14 protein-coding genes and 1 CRISPR repeat array (1 of these 15 running past the window's edge) are annotated in these 19071 nt (G+C 46.1%); of the genes, 7 read left to right on the top strand and 7 right to left on the bottom strand.

Annotated features, from left to right (window positions below; genetic code table 11):
* Nucleotides 1-405: direct repeats of the CRISPR family, unit length 32 nt; unit sequence GTCGCACTCTATATGAGTGCGTGGATTGAAAT; it reaches 25 nt to the left of the window's first position.
* Nucleotides 406-706: 301 nt separating this feature from the next.
* Nucleotides 707-2125 carry a helix-turn-helix domain-containing protein gene (locus tag HPL003_RS08955; RefSeq protein WP_014279312.1) on the top strand — a complete coding sequence of 473 codons (1419 nt, stop codon included), beginning with the start codon at nt 707-709 and terminating at the stop codon, nt 2123-2125.
* A gap of 204 nt (nt 2126-2329) precedes the next feature.
* On the opposite strand, the gene HPL003_RS08950 is transcribed toward HPL003_RS08955, so the two are convergent.
* From HPL003_RS08950 to HPL003_RS08930, 5 genes are all read right to left on the bottom strand, one after another.
* Complete coding sequence (locus HPL003_RS08950; RefSeq protein ID WP_014279311.1) at nt 2330-3748, bottom strand: sucrose-specific PTS transporter subunit IIBC; 1419 nt, start codon at nt 3746-3748, stop codon at nt 2330-2332.
* Between the two features lie 69 nt (nt 3749-3817).
* Nucleotides 3818-5293, bottom strand: coding sequence for a glycoside hydrolase family 32 protein (locus tag HPL003_RS08945; protein ID WP_014279310.1), 1476 nt, complete (start codon nt 5291-5293; stop codon nt 3818-3820).
* Between the two features lie 190 nt (nt 5294-5483).
* Nucleotides 5484-6515, bottom strand: a complete 1032-nt coding sequence (locus tag HPL003_RS08940; RefSeq protein WP_014279309.1) for a LacI family DNA-binding transcriptional regulator — start codon at nt 6513-6515, stop codon at nt 5484-5486.
* A gap of 168 nt (nt 6516-6683) precedes the next feature.
* A complete protein-coding gene (locus HPL003_RS08935) occupies nt 6684-7526 on the bottom strand; it encodes an aldo/keto reductase (RefSeq protein ID WP_014279308.1) in 843 nt (280 codons plus the stop codon).
* A gap of 94 nt (nt 7527-7620) precedes the next feature.
* Nucleotides 7621-8811 carry an MFS transporter gene (locus tag HPL003_RS08930; protein ID WP_014279307.1) on the bottom strand — a complete coding sequence of 397 codons (1191 nt, stop codon included), beginning with the start codon at nt 8809-8811 and terminating at the stop codon, nt 7621-7623.
* 146 nt (nt 8812-8957) lie between these two features.
* On the opposite strand from HPL003_RS08930, the gene HPL003_RS08925 reads away from it, so the two are divergent.
* Both HPL003_RS08925 and HPL003_RS08920 read left to right on the top strand, forming a co-directional pair.
* Complete coding sequence (locus HPL003_RS08925) at nt 8958-9323, top strand: winged helix-turn-helix transcriptional regulator (protein WP_014279306.1); 366 nt, start codon at nt 8958-8960, stop codon at nt 9321-9323.
* Between the two features lie 116 nt (nt 9324-9439).
* Nucleotides 9440-10276: a carbonic anhydrase gene (locus HPL003_RS08920; RefSeq protein ID WP_014279305.1), complete on the top strand. Its 837-nt coding sequence runs from the start codon at nt 9440-9442 to the stop codon at nt 10274-10276.
* 124 nt (nt 10277-10400) lie between these two features.
* Here HPL003_RS08920 and HPL003_RS08915 read toward each other — a convergent pair whose 3' ends face one another.
* Nucleotides 10401-11687, bottom strand: a complete 1287-nt coding sequence (locus tag HPL003_RS08915; RefSeq protein WP_043922599.1) for a Gfo/Idh/MocA family protein — start codon at nt 11685-11687, stop codon at nt 10401-10403.
* Nucleotides 11688-11824: 137 nt separating this feature from the next.
* On the opposite strand from HPL003_RS08915, the gene HPL003_RS08910 reads away from it, so the two are divergent.
* The 4 genes from HPL003_RS08910 to HPL003_RS08895 all read left to right on the top strand — a co-directional run bounded on the left by HPL003_RS08910 (nt 11825) and on the right by HPL003_RS08895 (nt 16851).
* Nucleotides 11825-12682, top strand: a complete 858-nt coding sequence (locus tag HPL003_RS08910) for a helix-turn-helix transcriptional regulator (RefSeq protein ID WP_014279303.1) — start codon at nt 11825-11827, stop codon at nt 12680-12682.
* Between the two features lie 1034 nt (nt 12683-13716).
* Nucleotides 13717-14412 (top strand): response regulator transcription factor, encoded by a 696-nt coding sequence (locus tag HPL003_RS08905; protein WP_014279301.1) that lies wholly within the window; start codon nt 13717-13719, stop codon nt 14410-14412.
* Nucleotide 14413: 1 nt separating this feature from the next.
* A complete protein-coding gene (locus HPL003_RS08900; protein WP_014279300.1) occupies nt 14414-15469 on the top strand; it encodes a HAMP domain-containing sensor histidine kinase in 1056 nt (351 codons plus the stop codon).
* Nucleotides 15470-15690: 221 nt separating this feature from the next.
* The gene (locus tag HPL003_RS08895; RefSeq protein ID WP_014279299.1) at nt 15691-16851 is read left to right on the top strand and encodes an alpha/beta hydrolase family protein; all 1161 of its coding nucleotides are present in this window, start codon (nt 15691-15693) and stop codon (nt 16849-16851) included.
* Between the two features lie 676 nt (nt 16852-17527).
* Here the strand turns inward: HPL003_RS08895 and HPL003_RS08885 are convergent.
* Nucleotides 17528-18826 (bottom strand): ABC transporter substrate-binding protein, encoded by a 1299-nt coding sequence (locus HPL003_RS08885; RefSeq protein WP_014279298.1) that lies wholly within the window; start codon nt 18824-18826, stop codon nt 17528-17530.
* Between the last annotated feature and the right edge of the window lie 245 nt (nt 18827-19071).

Raw genomic sequence — 19071 nt, 5'->3', positions numbered from 1 at the left:
TTGAAATCGGCCACTCTCCGGATAAGTACGCAACGATCTCGTCAGTCGCACTCTATATGAGTGCGTGGATTGAAATAGGATGAACTGAATAATATAAATAGTCGTCTTAAAGGTCGCACTCTATATGAGTGCGTGGATTGAAATCGTTGGGTTCTCGGCTGACTATCCGCACGGCGTCGCACTCTATATGAGTGCGTGGATTGAAATTTACGCGTGGGGTGCTGACAGCTGAAGCTACATTGTCGCACTCTATATGAGTGCGTGGATTGAAATTGATATGTACCCTGAACTATCTGAAAAGGTTAACGTCGCACTCTATATGAGTGCGTGGATTGAAATTTCCAAGATAACGGCCATGAGCGGGATCAGTGCCGTCGCACTCCATGTGAGTGCGTGGATTGAAATAAACCTTCTTTACGCAATTCACGCTCACGATCAAGGTCGCACTCCATGTGGAGTGCGTGGATTGAAATCAATTACCGATGCCCCAGCGCTTCACTCACAAGTCGCGCTCTGTATGGAGTGCGTTTTTCCCTCTTACTCTCCGCTTCCATCGCTCTTCCTTTCCATTTCCATATGCATTAATATTCCAAACTTTACCTTTATACATTAGTTGCATAATATATTGACAGATGGTTAATTTTGGAGAACAATAGAATGCAAGAATATAAAATTATGGCATTTTTATGTGAAGGGTGGTTTATGTATGGCAATCACACCTACGATAAGAGCTGAATTGGAAAAATATCTAAAACAACAAGATTTAAGCATGACCGAGTTTGGGCATATTGCAGGCATTAATAGGGGGATAGTAAGTGGCATTGTAACTGGTAATAGTCCTATATCTGTTAACCAGCTTGACCGAATCACTGAGGCTATGGGTTTACCGGAAGGCTACTTCTACGACTTATATGTAGAAAACTACATCATCGAACGCTCCCCCAATATGCGTCGAATTGAGCGGTTGCTATATCGTTGTGCAGAACTGGACAAGCTGGATGCGATCAGTCGAATCGTTAGACAAATCATGGACAATCTACTCTATTCACCTAAACTATTTGACATTGCAGAAACGCTATTAGCACAAGGACGACATGCTGCTGCGTTGCTGCTCTATGAGAATGTAGCAGAGGCGGAGAAATACCAGCACTCCGAACGCTTGGCAATCTGTCAATACCGTATATTCACGATTCAGATTGGAGACGATCAAAGCAAAAATCTCAGAGCAGCAGCGGTATTTGAGGCTTTCGTTGAGCGCCTAGATGAAATAGATCAGCTTGACGCATTGAAGGATTTAGCTAACGTGTACAGGTCTTTGCGTAAATGGGACAAGGTCGATGAAATGGCGAGAAAAATGAGAGATAAAGCGGAAATCCAATATACTTTGAAACACCAACAGAAGAGCCGAGAGCGTAATGAATCTACTAAGAAGTTAAGTCGTCCCATGTTTGTGTACATCACCTATGCCGATTTACTATGCGCAAGTGTCTGCGAAGCCCAAGGCGATTATCAACAAGCTTTACAATATACATACGCCTACGCTAATTTAGATTGGGTCAAGGAGACGGACGAGGATACCCGACACTGGATCGGTTTGTTTCAACATTGGGCGGAAGGTAATACTTACGTATATAAGCTGTTGTCAGGAGATATAAGTGTGCTTCAAGATTATGTTGAATATATTGCAGCAACATCAGGCTCTAATGAACAAGAGGAAATCTCCAAATTGTTGAATGTTATAATTGCAGCAAACCGATTTGAATTGGACGTGGATGAAATACTTCAACGGTTTGAAACGGAGATTAATTCGTTTTCTGAACAGCCTCCATCCGATGATATGTATACTCAACAGGTGATACCGGACTATATCGCGTGGTTTGGTTACGAATTAGCTTATTATGATTTACATCGAGGTTCTTACATTGATGGCTTTAAACATTTGATGTATTCAATAATAAGTTATCATAAACTAAATAATGAGACTTATTTTATAAATTGTATGGGTCTTTTTTTATACTTTCAGGATTATGCGGTTCCAGAAACTAAAGCAGCATTTTTAAATCTTATTGAAAAGGTGTGGATGAACAATGTTAAAAAAAATGGTACTGCTGATCATCGCGGCTAACTTTTTGTTTATTGTTACTGTGCCGGATCAAGCCCTTAACCACCACTATAGTATTCAGCCTTACGTTACCATTGGAGGTGCTTAAACGGATAGGAACAAAAATCCCCGCTAACCTTAATTGGTCGGCGGGGATTTTTGTTCCTATCCGTTTAAATAATTGCTTTTTTAATCCAAACCCACATTCCTCTTGCCACCTAGGCTGTGTTAATTGGAAGAGCCCGCTGTTTTGACTTCCTCCAGCATTTTATCGTTATAGCCAAACATCCAGGTCAGAACAAACGCTACAGCCATAGCAGCCAAGTTCGCTAAAATGTAAAGTGGAAGCTGATGGTTCATGTAAAGCAACGTGCCCGGAATAACGGTAATGGCCATGCCCGTAGCAGCCAAATGGAAGATCGAAGCAATAAAGCCGCCGACCGCGCCGCCGATCAGCCCCATAACGAAAGGCTTCATATATCTCAGGTTGATACCGAAAATAGCCGGCTCGGTAATCCCAAGAAAAGCAGACAGTGAGGAAGGAAGTGCTAGTGCTTTCAGCTTGGCATTCTTCGTTTTCAGCCCAACCGCCAGACAAGCGGCACCTTGAGCAGCCATGGCGCAGGTAATGATCGCGTTGAATGCGTTTACGCCAGTCTTTTCAAGCAGTTGAATTTCCAGAAAATTAAATATATGATGCACACCCGTAACGACGACAATTTGATGCAAAAAGCCGATGACAATCCCTGCGATACCGAAAGGCAAATCCAGTACAAACGTCGTTCCTTGCAGTACCCACTCTTCAAGAGAATGGAAAACCGGACCGATGGCAAACAGCCCCAGTATAATCATGATCAACAGTGTTAAAAACGGCGTGAGAATCAGATCCAGCGCTTCGGGTACCCTTTTGCGCAGCCCCCGCTCCAGCTTGGCTCCGATTAAACCCACGAAGAAGGCTGGCAATACCGAGCCCTGATAACCCACCACAGGGATGAATCCGAACATCGTCAAGGGATGAGCTGAGCCGTCCGCAACACCGTAAGCGTTGGGCAAGGCCGGGTTCACCAGCATCAAACCGAGAACGATACCGAGCACCGGGCTACCGCCGAATACTCTAAAGGCTGACCACGCGACCAGCGCAGGTAGAAAAGCAAAAGCCGTATCCGTCAATACTTGGGTAAACAATAGAAAATTCGGTGAAATATCCTGCGGTGTCATGCCGAACAGGGCCAGAATTTGCGGCTGGGTAAGCAAGCCGCGCAGTCCCATGAACAGCCCCGTAGCAACCAGCACCGGAATGATTGGTACAAATACGTCACCAAAGGTACGAATGGAGCGTTGGAAGACGTTGCCTTCCTTTTTCGCCTGACTCTTCACTTCTTCTTTAGATGATCCGGTCACTCCGAGCTTCTCGACTTCTTCGAAAATCCGATTGACCGTACCTGTACCAAAAATTATCTGATACTGACCCGAGTTAAAAAAAGCTCCTTTGACCTTGTCGATTTCTTCGACCTTTTTCTGATCAATCTTCTCCTTGTCATGCACCATAATCCGCAGGCGTGTCGCACAGTGAGCAAAGGACGCAATATTATCCTTCCCACCGATTGCTTGAATCACTTCTTTGGCTATTTCCCGGTTCTCCGTCATGATGTTCATCCTCTCGTTCATTCCGTTATGTTATTGATGATTAACGATCCACTTGATGATTTAGCCTACTCATGTAAAATCCCATTTTACCGCTTGGAAGAGAGCCTCTCCCTTGTCAGCAAAAAAGTGTATTTCGTCACTCTCTGGGTGCGGAAAAATACGACTGGTGAACACCTCTTCCCCATCGTTGACGAAAATCTCAACTGAAGACGTGTCTACAAACAAATGAAGCTTGATACGGTCCCCATTCACTGCGCACTGTCTTATCTCACCATACGAAGCAGCGACAGGCTCACCCGATTGCGAACGGTCCATCACAAGTTTGCGGCTGACGGCATCATATCGGATCACCGTTTTCTCGGTCGCACTTGCGCGGAATTCAATACCGCACGCTTTGGCGCTCAACAGATCAAACTCACAAATCAGCTCGTAGGCCGTGCCCTTGAAGCCCGTATAGGTTTTGCTCTCCGACGTTAATATGTCGGCTACCCGCTCCTCACGCTTTCTACGCAGCGTAGTCAGCTCAGGTATCGGCCTTTGTATGAGTTTACCCTCATGAAGGGTAAGCTCCCTCGGCAGCGTCAGGCAATGCGCCCAGCCGTTCGGATCTGTCGGATAATCGATATCCGGTAATCCCATCCACGCCACCATGATACGCCGCCCCTGTGGGTCAACCATCGTCTGCGGAGCATAGAAGTCAAAGCCACGGTCCAGCTCGCGGAATGCCCCATGCTCCAATATTCTGGTCTCGGTATCCAGCGGCTTGCCGATCACGTAACCCGACTGATAAATATTGTGATTCTCATCCCCGGAAGGCTCCAGGCCCTGAGGAGAAAATACCAATACACCCGAGCCGTCCAATTCAAAATAATCCGGGCATTCCCACATGTAGCCAAACGTCTTTAGCCCGGTGCGCAGTTCTCCCTCAAACCACCACGTATGAAGGTCGGTTGACCGATAAAGGACGGTGCAGCCTGTTAAATTCGCTCTCTGGGCACCGATCACACAGTAAAAGCTGTCCCCGTCCTTCCACAGCTTGGGATCACGAAAATGATCCGTGTAACCTTCCGGCACGTTCGGAATAACGGGATGCTCCCATTTTGTAATGAGACCGCTCTCATCCATAACCGCCATACATTGATAAGGATGTCTGATCCAATCCCCGTCACGTGTATTTCCCGTATACAGCATATACAGCTTGCCCTCATGCTCCATCGCGCTACCTGAATAAACACCATGTGAATCAAAGTAATCGCCCGGTGCGATACCGATGCCTGCGTCGTCCCATGTGACCAAATCTCTGGATTTCAAATGATACCAGTATTTCATTCCATGATCGGTTCCAAGCGGGAACCATTGATAGAACAAATGGTATTCACCCTGATAATAAGAAAAGCCATTCGGATCATTGAGCAAGCCTGTCGGTGGCTGAATATGAAACTCCTGCCGCCAGTGACATTGCTCCACCTTTTTCTCCAAGTTGGCTATTTCACCGGGCTCTGCCTGCTCAATTAGTCGATACTTTTGTTCTTTTGTCATTTTCATAGGTGTACCTCATTCTTATTAAAACTTTCGTTTCAGGAACCGGTTCCAATTTAATGAAAAAAAATAATATATAGGAACCGGTTCCTATATGATTAAAAAAATATACTCATCCATGGATTTGCAACCGGTTCCACTGCACTTGTGCCCAAGTGCAGTGGAACCGGTTTCGAAGAAATTATAATCCACCTGTTCAGCGTTTGTCAACGCTTTCTCTCTCTACAAGAGAATAATTCATAACAGTCACTTTCTCTACCGGTTTGTGTTCTACCAGCCGTACAATATTTTGCGCCGCTACGCGTCCTGCTTCCATGTAAGGATATTGCACAGTTGTTAGCGCAGGATGAATCACCTCTGTAATATCGTATCCCCCGAAGCCCGTCACCGACAATTCCGACGGAATGGCAATCCCTCTGGAATACGCCGCGTTGATCACGCCAAGCGCTATATTATCCGTAGCACACACCATTAACGACGGCTTAAATCCATCTAAAATCGCAGACGCAGCCACCCGTGCATCGGACATTTTAAATCCGGTTTCATAGTATCTGATATCGTACCCGGCAGCTCGCTCCAGTTGCTTCACATCGTCCATATGAGCTTGATGGGGCAATGCATCCCGAACAGCCTGCTTAAAGCCCTCCTTGCGCCGCACACCGACAGCGACATCCTTTTCCGTAACGCCGACGTAGGCAATTTCACGGTGGCCCTGGGACAGAACATACGCGCCAATATCATATCCCGCTCGGTAGTCATCATGGATAAGACTATGAATCTGCTCGTGCTGCTGGCCCACCAACAAAACCGGAATACGAATGTCACGAATCGCCGTCAGATGCTCGTCCGTAATTTGAGCAGCCAGCAAAATGATACCGGAAATCTTTTGTCGTCCCAGCTCATAAAGGGCTTCTATTTCACGCTTTACATCCTGGCTCGTATTGGAGATCAGCATCTGGTAATGCTGGGCCCGCAGCTCTTCATCTATACCCATCAGCGTATGGGATGTCGCAAAGGAATCCAGACGCGGCACAACAGTTCCGATAATGTTAGTCCGCTTCGCTTTCAGGCTCTGGGCAAATGTATTGGGCACATAACCCGTGGCTTTGACCACCTTTTCAATTTTACGTCTCGTATCCACGCTAACAGCCCCGCCGTTCAAAAAACGGGATACCGTGCTCTTGGCCACGCCAGCCATTCGGGCTATATCTGCAATCGTCTTATTCATGAGGTCCCCCGGATTGTTTCATATTCACAAGCTTCCAAAACGTCTCTTTTATCATACCCCTATAATACCATATGGCGGGAGTGGATTACTGTGGCTCCAGACCCATCATGGACAAAAAACACCGCTCCCTTCATTGAAGAAAGGAACGGCGTATCTTGGAAATAGAATTTAAAAATCAAAGTTATCTGGATCGGGACCTACCCGATGATTCGCATTCAACGCCTGAATTCGATCCATATCCTCTTGCGTTAATTCAAAATCAAAAATGTCAGCATTTTCGACAATCCGATGCTCCTTGGTAGACTTGGGAATGGTAACAACTCCCTGCTGCACATCCCAGCGCAAAATCACTTGCGCCACCGATTTGCCATACTTGGTCGCTATGTCTTGCAGCACTGCATGATCAAGCAATTGGCCTTGCATTAACGGGGACCAGGCTTCCATTTGAATGTTGTTCTTTTGACAGAATTGCAACAGCTCGGCTTGTGTTAGTTGTGGATGAAATTCCACCTGATTCACCATTGGCGTGATTTCAGCATCCTTCATAAGGTCTTCCAAATGATGAATCTGGAAGTTGCTGACTCCGATAGCCTTGATCCGCCCTTCCTTATACAAGGACTCCAAAGCTCTCCAGGCTTCTTTATACTTCCCTTGAACCGGCCAATGAATGAGGTACAGATCCAGATAGTCCAGACCCAGCTTGTCCAGGCTTGCTTCATAGGCTGTCCGTGTCTCTTCATATCCCAGATCGGCATTCCACACTTTGGACGTTACGAACAGGTCTTCTCTGGACAGGTTATTTTCCTGAAGAGCCTCCCGGATGGCATGTCCTACACTACTTTCGTTAGCATAAGCTGCGGCTGTATCTATACTTCGATAACCATGCTTTACAGCCGCTTTAATGGCACCAACCAGCTCCGAGCCTTCCTCCACTTTAAATACCCCGATTCCGAACCAGGGCATGTGAACTCCGTTGTGCAGTGTCGTTGTGCTTTGTAAGTTTTGAGTCATTGTTTATCTTCCTTCCTAAATTATCTACTATATAAGCTGAACTAAAAGTTTCTTATCGTGCCACTACGCAGTCGGATGGTGATAAATATTCCATTTAAGCAGCAGCCGTATCCCTTTTTTCCAGCGTGCGACTCCAGCCTGTGAGAAGAACCGCAGCGAAAACCATAATCGCCCCGATCCAAGTCGTATGAATGAGACCCCATGAATCAGTCACGATTCCACCTACATAAGCTCCAATCGCGATCCCGGCGTTGAAGGCCGCGATATTGACGGCGGAAGCGACATCTACGGCTTTGGGGGCAAAACGTTCAGCCAACATCACCACATATACCTGTAGGCCGGGCACGTTCATAAACGCAAGCAATCCCATGAAGAAAATCGTAATCAGTCCGGCGGTTTTAAAAGGAGCGGTGAACAGCAGGACGAGCAGGACAATAGCTTGAATCAGGAACATGCACAATAAAGCTGAAAGCGGCTTGCGATTAGCAGCTTTTCCACCTATAACATTCCCAATAGCAATCGCGATTCCATACAGCAAAAGAATAAACGTTACCGTACTTTGCTTAAATCCGGTTATGTCGTGAAGTAATGGAGATAAATAAGTAAACACCACAAACGTGCCTCCATACCCCAAGGCTGTAATGATAAATGCAAGCAGCAAGCGGCCATTGGTAACCAGTTTGACTTGCTCGCGGAAAGGGGTTCTGTTCCCCTTTCGCAGAGTGGATGGCAGCAAAATCAGATTCGCAATGAGTGCCACCACACCGACGATCACAATCGCTATGAAGGCAGCCCGCCACCCCCATTGCTGCCCGATAAAGGTCCCCAAGGGTACGCCCGTGACCGTGGCTACGGTCAGCCCGGAGAACATAATGGAAATGGCACTGGCCCGGCGGTCATTGGGCACAAGATCGGCTGCGATGGTGGAGCCGATGGACATGAACACCCCATGGGAGAATGCCGAGATTACGCGTGCAATCAGCAGCATGACAATTCCACCGGAGAACGCAGCCAGGCTGTTGCCTGCAATAAATACAATCATGATCCACAGCAGCAGCGTTTTACGGGGAACACTTGATGTTAACGAGGTCAGGACCGGCGCCCCGATGGTTACCCCTAATGCGTACAACGTGACGGTTAAGGCAGACATGGTTACGGATATGTGCAAGTCCTCAGCGATCAAGGGCAGCAGCCCCACACTGATGAATTCGGTTGTCCCAATCGCAAAGGCGCTTACGGCTAAAGCCAGTAATGGCCAAATACTTCGTTTTGAGTCTGGCGACATGTGTTTCACTCCTATCCTATAGAAATCTTCGACCAGCAGATGTTATTATGAGTTATTCAAGCTAATATGAACAGTACGTACTTTTTAGTGATATAGGTACCAAAAAGTACCCTAAACAAACAGTGAAACACACGGAGGGATCGGCATTGGGTCAGAAAAAATACAATATCTCGGTTGAGGCGACTTTAGAGGTTATCGGGGGGAAATGGAAGTGTGTGATCCTGTGTCATTTGACACATGGGAAAATGCGGACAAGCGAATTGAAGCGCATCATGCCTTCTATTACACAAAAAATGCTGACGCAGCAGCTTCGGGAATTAGAGGAAGACGGCATCGTCAATCGGATTAGCTACAATCAGGTGCCTCCCAAAGTGGAGTACGAGCTTAGTGAATATGGATGTAGTCTGAAAGGCATTTTGGATTCTCTATGTGCCTGGGGAGAAAAGCATATTATTAAAGAGTACGGGGATAAATCTGCTGTTTTGGAGGATAACATTCTGAACAAGCTGTAAAAAAGAGCCCACCCTTTCCTTCTTCCTAAGTCCTTGTACCCTTGATGGAACTTTGTACAATAATTTACAATGTAAAAAGTTTCACATACTCTACTTTGGAAGAAGGATAATGCACAATGAAAAAAAACTGGAGAGGTTGCTTGTCCAGCTTGTTTGCTATTTTCTTGGTTGTGTCGGCAACCGGATGTAATTCTCAGCCCGCCACTTCTAAATCCACTAACACTTCATCTTCACCGACTAGCAGCATCCATGCGGTTGTTCAGAAAAATCCGCACTGGTCCTATGGGGGGGATGAGGGCCCTGAGCATTGGGGAGAGCTGGAAAAGGATTTCGCCGTTTGTGGTAACGGCCACGAACAATCCCCTGTCAACATAGAGCATACTCGAATAAAAGCTTCGCAAACGCAGCAGCCGCTACAGGTTCACTACATCAATACGAAAGTATCCATTCTGAATAATGGACACACCGTTCAAATCAATGCAGCCAGCCCCGGCAATTATATTGTACTGGACGGTACTAAATTCACTTTAAAGCAGTTTCACTTCCATCATCCCAGCGAACACCAAATAGATGGTAAAAATGCCGATATGGAGCTTCATTTTGTTCATCAGAGCGACAGCGGCAATACAGCGGTCTTAGGCGTCCTTATTCAAAGTGGCAAGGAAAACAAAGCTTTCAACGGTATTTGGTCCAAGCTGCCGAAAGACGTTTCCCAGGAAGAAGCTCTGGAGGGAGAACTGAATCTCGCTACTCTTCTGCCGAAAGACCTGCATTCGGTTCGCTATAACGGATCTCTGACCACTCCGCCATGCACAGAGCATGTGAACTGGACCGTGCTGGGACAGCCTCTCGAAATGTCGGCCGACCAAATCAGCCAGTTCGCTACCCTTTTTCCCGATAACCATCGTCCTGTGCAACAGCTGGGAGCCCGTAAACTGACTGCGAATAAATAATGAAGTAAAGTGCCATACAACAGTTAACAGAAACTCTGCCGCCGCTGACAGTAAAATAACCAGGAAGCCCTCTGTCCATAAGGAAAACAGGGGGCTTCCTGGTTATTATAGTTGTTGCCAGTCTTTACAAACGCACCAGCTCATCCACCTTTATCGGCTGCCCTGTACGAATAGATCGGTTGGCGGCAATGCCCGTTAAAATGGACCAAGCTCCATCTATATGTGAGGCTGCGCGGTGAAACCGATCATCTGCCGGCTGATCAAAAATATCCCGCAGCATGACCGGATCACCACCACCATGACCACCCACGCCTTCCTCTACTTCCACTTCATAAGGTGCTGCAAAGTGGGGATAGATCGTGATGGTTTTTTCCTTTAAAGCCCCCTCGTCTGCCTTACTGCCCCCGGAATTAACGTAGGATTGCTCGGATACCCGAACCTCCATCCGCCCCTTGGTGCCGTTGAACACGATGATGAAGCCCTCCCAAGGCATGTAAGCATTCAGCGAATAGTTCATCACAGCCTTGTTCTTGTACTTCACCATGACACTAAGCGTATCCTCAATGCTAATATTGTCGCCAAATACGCTTTGATCCCGCACATAGCCATCCTCATGCTCGGCATCCAAATACATGCTTTTCAGGTGTTCGTTACGGTCCAGATGCAGCGCAAATGGGTCATCTTCCGCCGCCTTGCTGCCGTACGCACGTTGGTAGAACTCAGTCACACCGCGCTGTTCCGCATTTTCCCGTCCATAAAATTTCAGATCACCCATCGCATATACCGTCTCCGGCTTGGAGCCGAGCCAAAAGTTCATCAGATCGAAATGATGCGTCGATTTATGCACCAGCAGACCGCCACTGTTGCGCTTATCCCGGTGCCAGCGACGGAAATAATCCGCGCCATGCTGCGTATTCAGCAGCCATTCAAAGTTGACGGACAGCACCTCACCCAGCGTCCCGTCCATGATCACCTCGCGAATTTTCGTATTATGGGGCGCATAGCGGTAGTTAAAGGTGACGCGCAGCTTGCGTCCCGTGCGGTCTATGGCATCCAAAATATCCTGGCATTTGTCCTCATCCACCGTCATCGGCTTCTCGGAAATGACATCACAGCCCAGCTCCATCGCCCGAATAATATATCGATGGTGCACCCGGTCAATGGTCGTGACAATGACGATATCCGGCTTTGTTTCCGCAATCATTCGCTCAAATTCATGGGCTTTATAGGTCGGAATCGGCTCATGGTCGTATTTCTCCTGCAACAGCCGATTGGCATAATCCATTCTCGTCTGATTGACGTCACAGAACGCGATCAGCTCCGAGGTATCTTTGAAAGCGGTAACAACTTCACCGTAAAAAAATTCGGCTCTGCCTCCAGTGCCCACAAGTGCATATTTGATTTTAGCCAATTGGCTCACACCCTTTGCATGAATTGCTTTTATTTTATAGTATAAGAAAGAGCGAATTCTTCGCATTTATTGTGAATTTATCCTTAAAGTATACATATATTATCCACTTGAATTCCCTTGTAAAGGAGACCGTTGATGTGATCGCCACACCCCGTTTTGCCATCGAGCAGGCGCTGCGGACAGAGCCGTTCAGCATGTCCGCTGACCATGTTCACCAAGCACATGAAATCTATTATCTGCTGGCAGGAGAGCGCTACTATTACATTAATCAGCGGGTATACGCTCTACAGAAAGGCGATCTGATCTGGATCAACAAACACGATTTTCACCGCACGAGCAACAAGGGCAACGGTAGCCATGAGCGGATTTTGATCAATTTTGATGAAGCGTTTGTTACCACGTCGATGCCTGACGCCCCGTTCAGCGACCAGAAGCAGCCCCTCCTGCCGGAGAAAAGCTTTCTGCTTCGTCCTTCCTCAGAGGAACAGCGCGATTTGGAGCATCTGTTCCAGCAAATGCTGGATGAATACCATCAAGACCATGCATACCGCCATCTGTATCTCCAAAGCTTGCTACTCCAACTGCTTATTCGAATCGGCCGCATACAATCCTCCACCCCCGACACCATTGCGCCGGAACGCAGCGAGAAGCAGCAGCGAGTATATGCGGTCATCGAATACCTGCATGCCCACTATGCGGAGAGGCTGACCCTGGATCAACTGGCAAGGCATTTTTATATCAGCAGTACGTATTTGTGCCGTATTTTCAAGCAGACCACAGGCTTCACCTTAATAGAGTATCTTCAGGATGTCCGGGTCCAGCAAGCACGAGCGTATCTGAGAGAAACGAACTGGAAAGTGACCGCCATTGCTGAAAGAACGGGCTTTGACAGCATCGCTCACTTTGGTCGTGTATTCAAGCAATGCACCGGGTATACCCCGTTACAGTATCGAAAAGAACGCAAAAAGGAGCAGAGAAATTTCCCTACTCCTTAATTCCCATCAAGGTGATGCCTTCAATAATTTGCTTTTGGACAATGATGAAGACTTCGATTTAAGATATTTTTTGTAGCTTGCTAACCGATGACGCTGTTCTTCCGTAAGACGCGCACGGCTAAGTAACTCACCGATTTCGTCAAAGGTGTGTCCTTCGAGCGAAGGCGAACCATTACCCGATTTGGCGATAGGAGAGACTTTAGCCCCAATTTTACTCTGGCTTTTAATATGTGTGTATCAGGTGCTATCGTAATGACTTCACGCGACTTCCATTTTTATCCCTGCATAGGATTCCATGACATATAACCAGTAAAACCCGAGAACATCATATTTAGGGGATGACTTTGCTATTCCTTTTGAAACACGTTGCCAAATTTCTGGATGACGGTTGGGTTGTAAAGCAACACGGTAACGAACTAAGATATTACGCAATACCTTTTTTCCTACATAAAACCATTACTAAGAGTAGGGGCGATGCAATATGAAAATTGAAAGAACCTACATTAGGTAAAGATTCTTTCCTAACACTTTTTATGCCGTTGATTGATGCTGAGATTGACAGAATTATGGAACATCAGGACGGCTTAATATATAATGATGGCAACGCCAATACATCTCATAGTGAAGAGGTGGCGTAACTATGAGATGTGCAGTATATATTCGTGTTTCAACAGACCGACACTCAAGTCATGTGGAGTGCGTAGCTCGGATGGACTTTATCGGAAAAGGCTGAAAACCAAAACTTGTGATGGTTTTCAGCCTTTTCACACTGTCTTTTGATTAGACACACTCCCGGACATTACGTCAAAAGCTATGTGCAGGCCTTCAAGCTGGAATATGTGCATAGCTCGACCGCTATTGAAGAGCATGCCAGCTTGTTAAAGCCAGCATTGCCCAGGTCGTTGCTCAAGCTCTTTTTCCAGCTTATCCGGGACTGGAGAGACGCTTTGAGCGCGACTTTTTTCAATGCGAGAAGTCCATGCGGCTCTTGTTTTATAAATTCAGTCCACTTAAAGCGGCTGGGAGGTATAAATATGCTAAAAACGATATTAGTTGTAGACGACGATGAAGAAATCGTAAAACTCATTACAAAGAGTTTAAGATACGAGCAATTTGCAATATTTTCGGCATATTCTGGGAAAGAAGCCTTATCTGCATTGGAAGAAAATCACATTGATTTCATCGTTCTTGATATAGTGATGCCTGATATGGATGGACTTGATGTCTGCAGAAGTATCCGAAATTCTTATAATGTTCCAATTCTGTTTTTAAGTGCGCGTGATAAGGACATTGATAAAATCGTCGGGCTCGAAATAGGAGCAGACGATTACATGACCAAACCTTTCAGTATTCAGGAGCTTGTCTCCAGGATAAAGGCTCACTTCAGAAAAGTGGACAGGCTTTTTAAAGAGTGGGATGAACTTAGTCCCAGTAACGAAAAGGCGGATTCTCCGCTCATTTTGAACGATAAGACGTTTGAAGCATTCCTGAATAGCAGGAAGCTCGACTTATCAACGAAGGAATTTCAGATTCTGTCTATCCTCATGCGCCACCCCAATAATGTATTGACTCGTGAGCAGATATATGAAAGCGTCTGGGGAGACGAATACGGAGAAATAAATACCGTAACGGTTCATATAAAAAATATCCGTAAGAAACTTGGTCCTGAATATGACTTTATTAAAACAATATGGGGCATAGGATATAAATACACGGAAAGAGAGCAATAGTATGAAACTGAAAATAAAGCTTCCTCTTTTGTTCCTGCTGATGTTTATAATATTCATGTTTTCGATTGGAATGTACCTGAAGCTTGTCTTTGCAGTATATTCCCCTATACGCAGTTCATTGCTGGACTCGCGATATATAGCATTGCTCCTGCCCATATTTGCAATTGCCTGTTTCATATTTATTATTCTGATTATCTATATTCATTTTTGCATAGAGAAACCCATTCAGCTTCTGAATACCAGGCTTGAAGAAGTAAATATTGTACATCCACTGCCTCCGCTAGCTCTGAGAAGTAATGACGAGATCGGAGAACTTTATAAACACTTCAATAAGATGGAGCATCGGCTTCAACTCGCGCACAAAGAGCAGATCGATATGATCGCGGCAATTGCCCACGACTTGAAAACACCCTTGACATCTATTAATGGTTTTACTGAACTGCTGGCTACGCACAAGGATTTACCAGAAACTGAAAAGCAGGAATATTATGATTTGATTCAAAAGAAGTCAGGATATATGGTCGAACTCATCAATGATTTCTCCAGCTTCACCAAAGAAAAACTGGAGTTGGAATCTATGGTAGCTAAACCTGTAAAAGCATCAAAATTATTTGAAAACATTGCTCTTGAATATGAGTATGAGTTGGCGGGACTTGACAACGAGCTTACTTGCCGCCATTCATTCACGGAAAATATATTGCTGATGGTCAATGAACCGATGATACGTCGGGTTTTCGGCAACCTCTTTAGCAATGCTGTAAGATATGGAGGGAAAAATAAGCTGAAAGTGTATATGACCGGATACCCGCTAGGACAGTATGCCTTTTTTCAAATCGAGGATAATGGAATTGGAGTGCCGGATAAGGATATATCTTCTCTGTTCCTCAAATTTTTCACTGTGGATAAATCGCGGCAAATCCAAAAGGGCGGGCTGGGGCTGGGTCTTGCAAGCTGTAAATCCATTATTGAACATCATAGGGGCGAAATTGGCGCCTACCCTTCCGAATATGGCGGTTTGGGAATAAGATTCAGCCTTCCCTTGGCCGCACAACACTGATTTTATTTTTGCACATTTTCTTTTACTACAGGAGTTAAAGGCTGCTGCCAGCTGTGAACACCCAGGCAGCAGCCATTTTTATTTTTTCAGTGTTTTATAATTTTTTATATTCTCTTTACAAACATTTATTTTTCTTTTAAAGAAGCTTTATCTTTGTGTTGTAAAAATTACTTGTAGTAAAAAAACTACAATAACTAGAACTGGAAAAGGAGGATATTACAATGTCAATTGAATTCAGCCGTTGGCCCAATCACTACATGATGTCATACCAAGTCACCAAAGCTCTAGGTATGGCAAGCCTCGGTGCTACGGACGTCACCGAGATCTACGAGGCCTGCAAAAAAATCGACCCCGATGACAAGGACACGTGGCACAGGGAATGGCTCATAACGGCTCAGGCATTGGAAAGACACGGCAAGGAGGCCGAAACGGCTGGAAATTGGTATACAGCACGAAACTGCTACATTCGTGCCTGCAATTACTACAGAATTGCGGAATATGCGGTGATGGATGATGACACCGAGAAAATCCGTGTATTTAAGAAAGTAAATGAACTCTTCGAAGCTGCCGGAAAGTACTTCGATGTCCAACCGGAGAAGATCCAAGTCGATTACGAAAATGTCAAGCTGGATGGTTACTTCTTCTCCCCTTCCTGGATAAAAGGTCCGAAGCCGACTCTTTTTGCTCTCAACGGTGGCGACGAGTGGTCAATTGAAAACTATTTCTGGCTAGGTCCCGCTTTTATTTCGTGTGGATATAACTTTCTGGTCTATGACCAGCCTGGCACCGGCCTCTCGCTGTACGAAAAGGGAAAAGGAAGACGAGCGGACAGCGAGGCTTTCCATTCCCGAGCAATCGACTTTCTTCTAACGCGGCCGGAAGTCGATCCCGATAAGATTATCGTGCACGGTGAGAGTTTTGCGGCTTACGACTCTTTGCGATTCGCTTCGTTCGATCACAGGATTGCTGCCGTCATCTCCGACGGCGGTACGCACGCCTTTGATTGGGATGCAATGCTTAAATGGATGCCACCGAGTCTGGCCGCACATGGCATGAGAATTCTGGGGGCAAAAAGCTTGGAGGACTTTGCGGGTAATCCGCGTTTTGCCTATGATCTTGAGGGCGTGCTCCACCAGATAGAATGTCCGCTTCTTGTAATGCACGGAGCGGAAGAGATATTGGTTCAGCCAAATCCGCTGACACAAGCCTTGAAAAATTATGAGCAAGCGGGTTCGAAAAACAAGACGTTCTTCCCGATAGAGGATAGACGACTTGGCGGATTAGAACACTGTCAGGTAGACAACATCAACGTGCTGCATGAAGTAGTGCTGAATTGGCTCTGCTCAATTGGGCTTGGGCCAGCCGCACCTCGCCCTAAGTGATTGCCAGTACGTCATAACGTAAAAGTCTATTTCACTCGCATTCTCCTTTCGTAGTTTTGAATATGAGTCAATCGTTTCTTCTGTTGTGTCTAGATTATCAAATAGTACAGAAGAAATTTCAATGGACTGGCGTAGATAGTATGTTGATGACGTAAACAGCATGAAATACGAGTACATTTCCGTCCGGACAACTAAAAGAGGGTGTCGCAAATCAGCCATACATTAGCTGTTTCGCGGCACCCTCCATTCATTTGGGCATGCCTTTCTGATGATTCATAATATTCACGGCAATACATCATCTGAGTATACCTCAAGCTGCATCACTTTGACGAACACAATTTATCATGGACTCTGCTATGATAATAAACACTCGCTCCGTTTTTTTTGCTTCACTACTCTATCCAAAAATGATAGGTACCCGATTCCCCATTTTCCGGATATGTGATTCTATGACGGGGACGGGCAATTCTTCCATGGACGACTCGAATTCCTTGCTTGTTTTTAAGGCGAAATTCTGACCTTTTAAGGAGTAACTAATCAGAACCTGGAAAACAATTTTTAGCAAAAGCATAACAGACCAAGAAGCTGGGGGCCAATGAAAAGGCAGCCCCACAGCGCTTGATGCTTTTTCTGCATCTGGTCACCTTCCTCCCCGGTCATTGACCTTATTCCGTGCCTACTTGACCGCCTTGGATATGATCTGATTCAGCTTCTCAATCGTTGCCGCGGCATCCTGCTTGCCCAGGAACATCAGGTCAATCGTCTCCGTGATATCCGAGTTTAATCCTGGTATCTGAGCATCATAGGCCAGTGCAGAGCCATGCACATGCCCTCTGTCACGTCCTTCGGTCAAATAGTTGGAATGCTCAATCATCGCTTTTTTCATAATGCTCTCATCTGCGGCGGCAAGCGTACCCATGGCATTCCCACCTTCAATCAGTCGCGCCTCCTGCCCCTTCACCGAGACGTAGAATGCGGCCAGCTTCATGGCCTCTTGCAGATGCGGACTGTTTTTGTTTACGGCTACGTAAGCAACCGGAATGGCGACAGGTTCATTTTTGCCCGTGTTGGAAGGCCAGTAAATATAATCAAAGTCGAGGCTTTTATTCTGGCTAAGCAAGGGCTCCAGCCATCTTCCCGCCGCCAGCATACCGACCTGGTTGGACATGAACATGGCGTCAGCCCCCTGCCCTTTGGGAAGTGAGCCGAGATATACCACATTTCCCTTGTTCACCATATCGTACATGAAGCGGAAGGCTTCCTTGCCCTTTTCATTGTGATCCAGTACATACTCGCCTTGTTCATCAAAAATCCGGCCGCCATTCGACCACACCCATGAATACCAGTGAGCCCACCAGTTTTCTGCAATATAGCCCTGTTTTCCGGCAGCTTTCAGCTTCGATGTAACTTCCTCAAACGCATCCCAATTCCACTTTCCTTCGTCGTAGTATTCCTGCGGTGTCTTCACACCGGCATCCTTAAAGACCTTCTTGTTGTAGTACATCACCATTGGATTCAAGTCGGGAGTGACCCCATAGATTTCCCCATCACGCTTCGCCGGGCCCCATAATCCTTCTGGAAAATCCTCGGCTTTTACATCACTGGCATCACTTTTTAAAAATTCGCCCAAAGGCTGCACCTGCTTCGCTCCAATCAAACGCGCAATCGTCGGCTCATACGAATAAAACACGTCCGGCCCGCGGCTTCCCTGAAGCTGTGTCAACAGCTTTTGCTCATATGGGTCTCCCGGTACAGACACCAGCTTAACCTCAATATTCGGGTTTTCCTGTTCAAATGCATCCAGTGCCCGCTGGTACACCTTCACCTCCGCAGGATTCCCCCAGACTTGCATGGTCAGCCGGACTTTTTTCCCTTTCGTGTTTTCCAGCTTGGGAGAGGTAGTGCATGCCGCTGCAAGTAAAAACAGAACGCTGAGAAAAAAACCAATTTTTATCCAGCTCATGTAATTGTCCATCTTAACCGCCTCCTGTAGCTTCGCATAGTTGTATGTCACTCTGATTTGAAGCGCTTACAAAAACTTTCCCTATCATCATATGTAGAAGGAAGAGACGCGATATCCCCATTTTTCATGTATATCTAAAATTTTTTCTTCCTGACAGGACTTTCTCCTATATGTGAGTAAAATATAATCTAAAGCGAAGAAGGCAGCCTGTGGATCAAGGCTGCCTTCTTCGTTTTACACAATGTACTATTGAATTG

Origin of the sequence: Paenibacillus terrae HPL-003 (genome assembly GCF_000235585.1) — a bacterium.
Lineage (GTDB): Bacteria > Bacillota > Bacilli > Paenibacillales > Paenibacillaceae > Paenibacillus > Paenibacillus terrae_B.
Note: the sequence above shows the minus strand (reverse complement) of the source record. Positions and strands in the feature narration are given on the sequence as shown.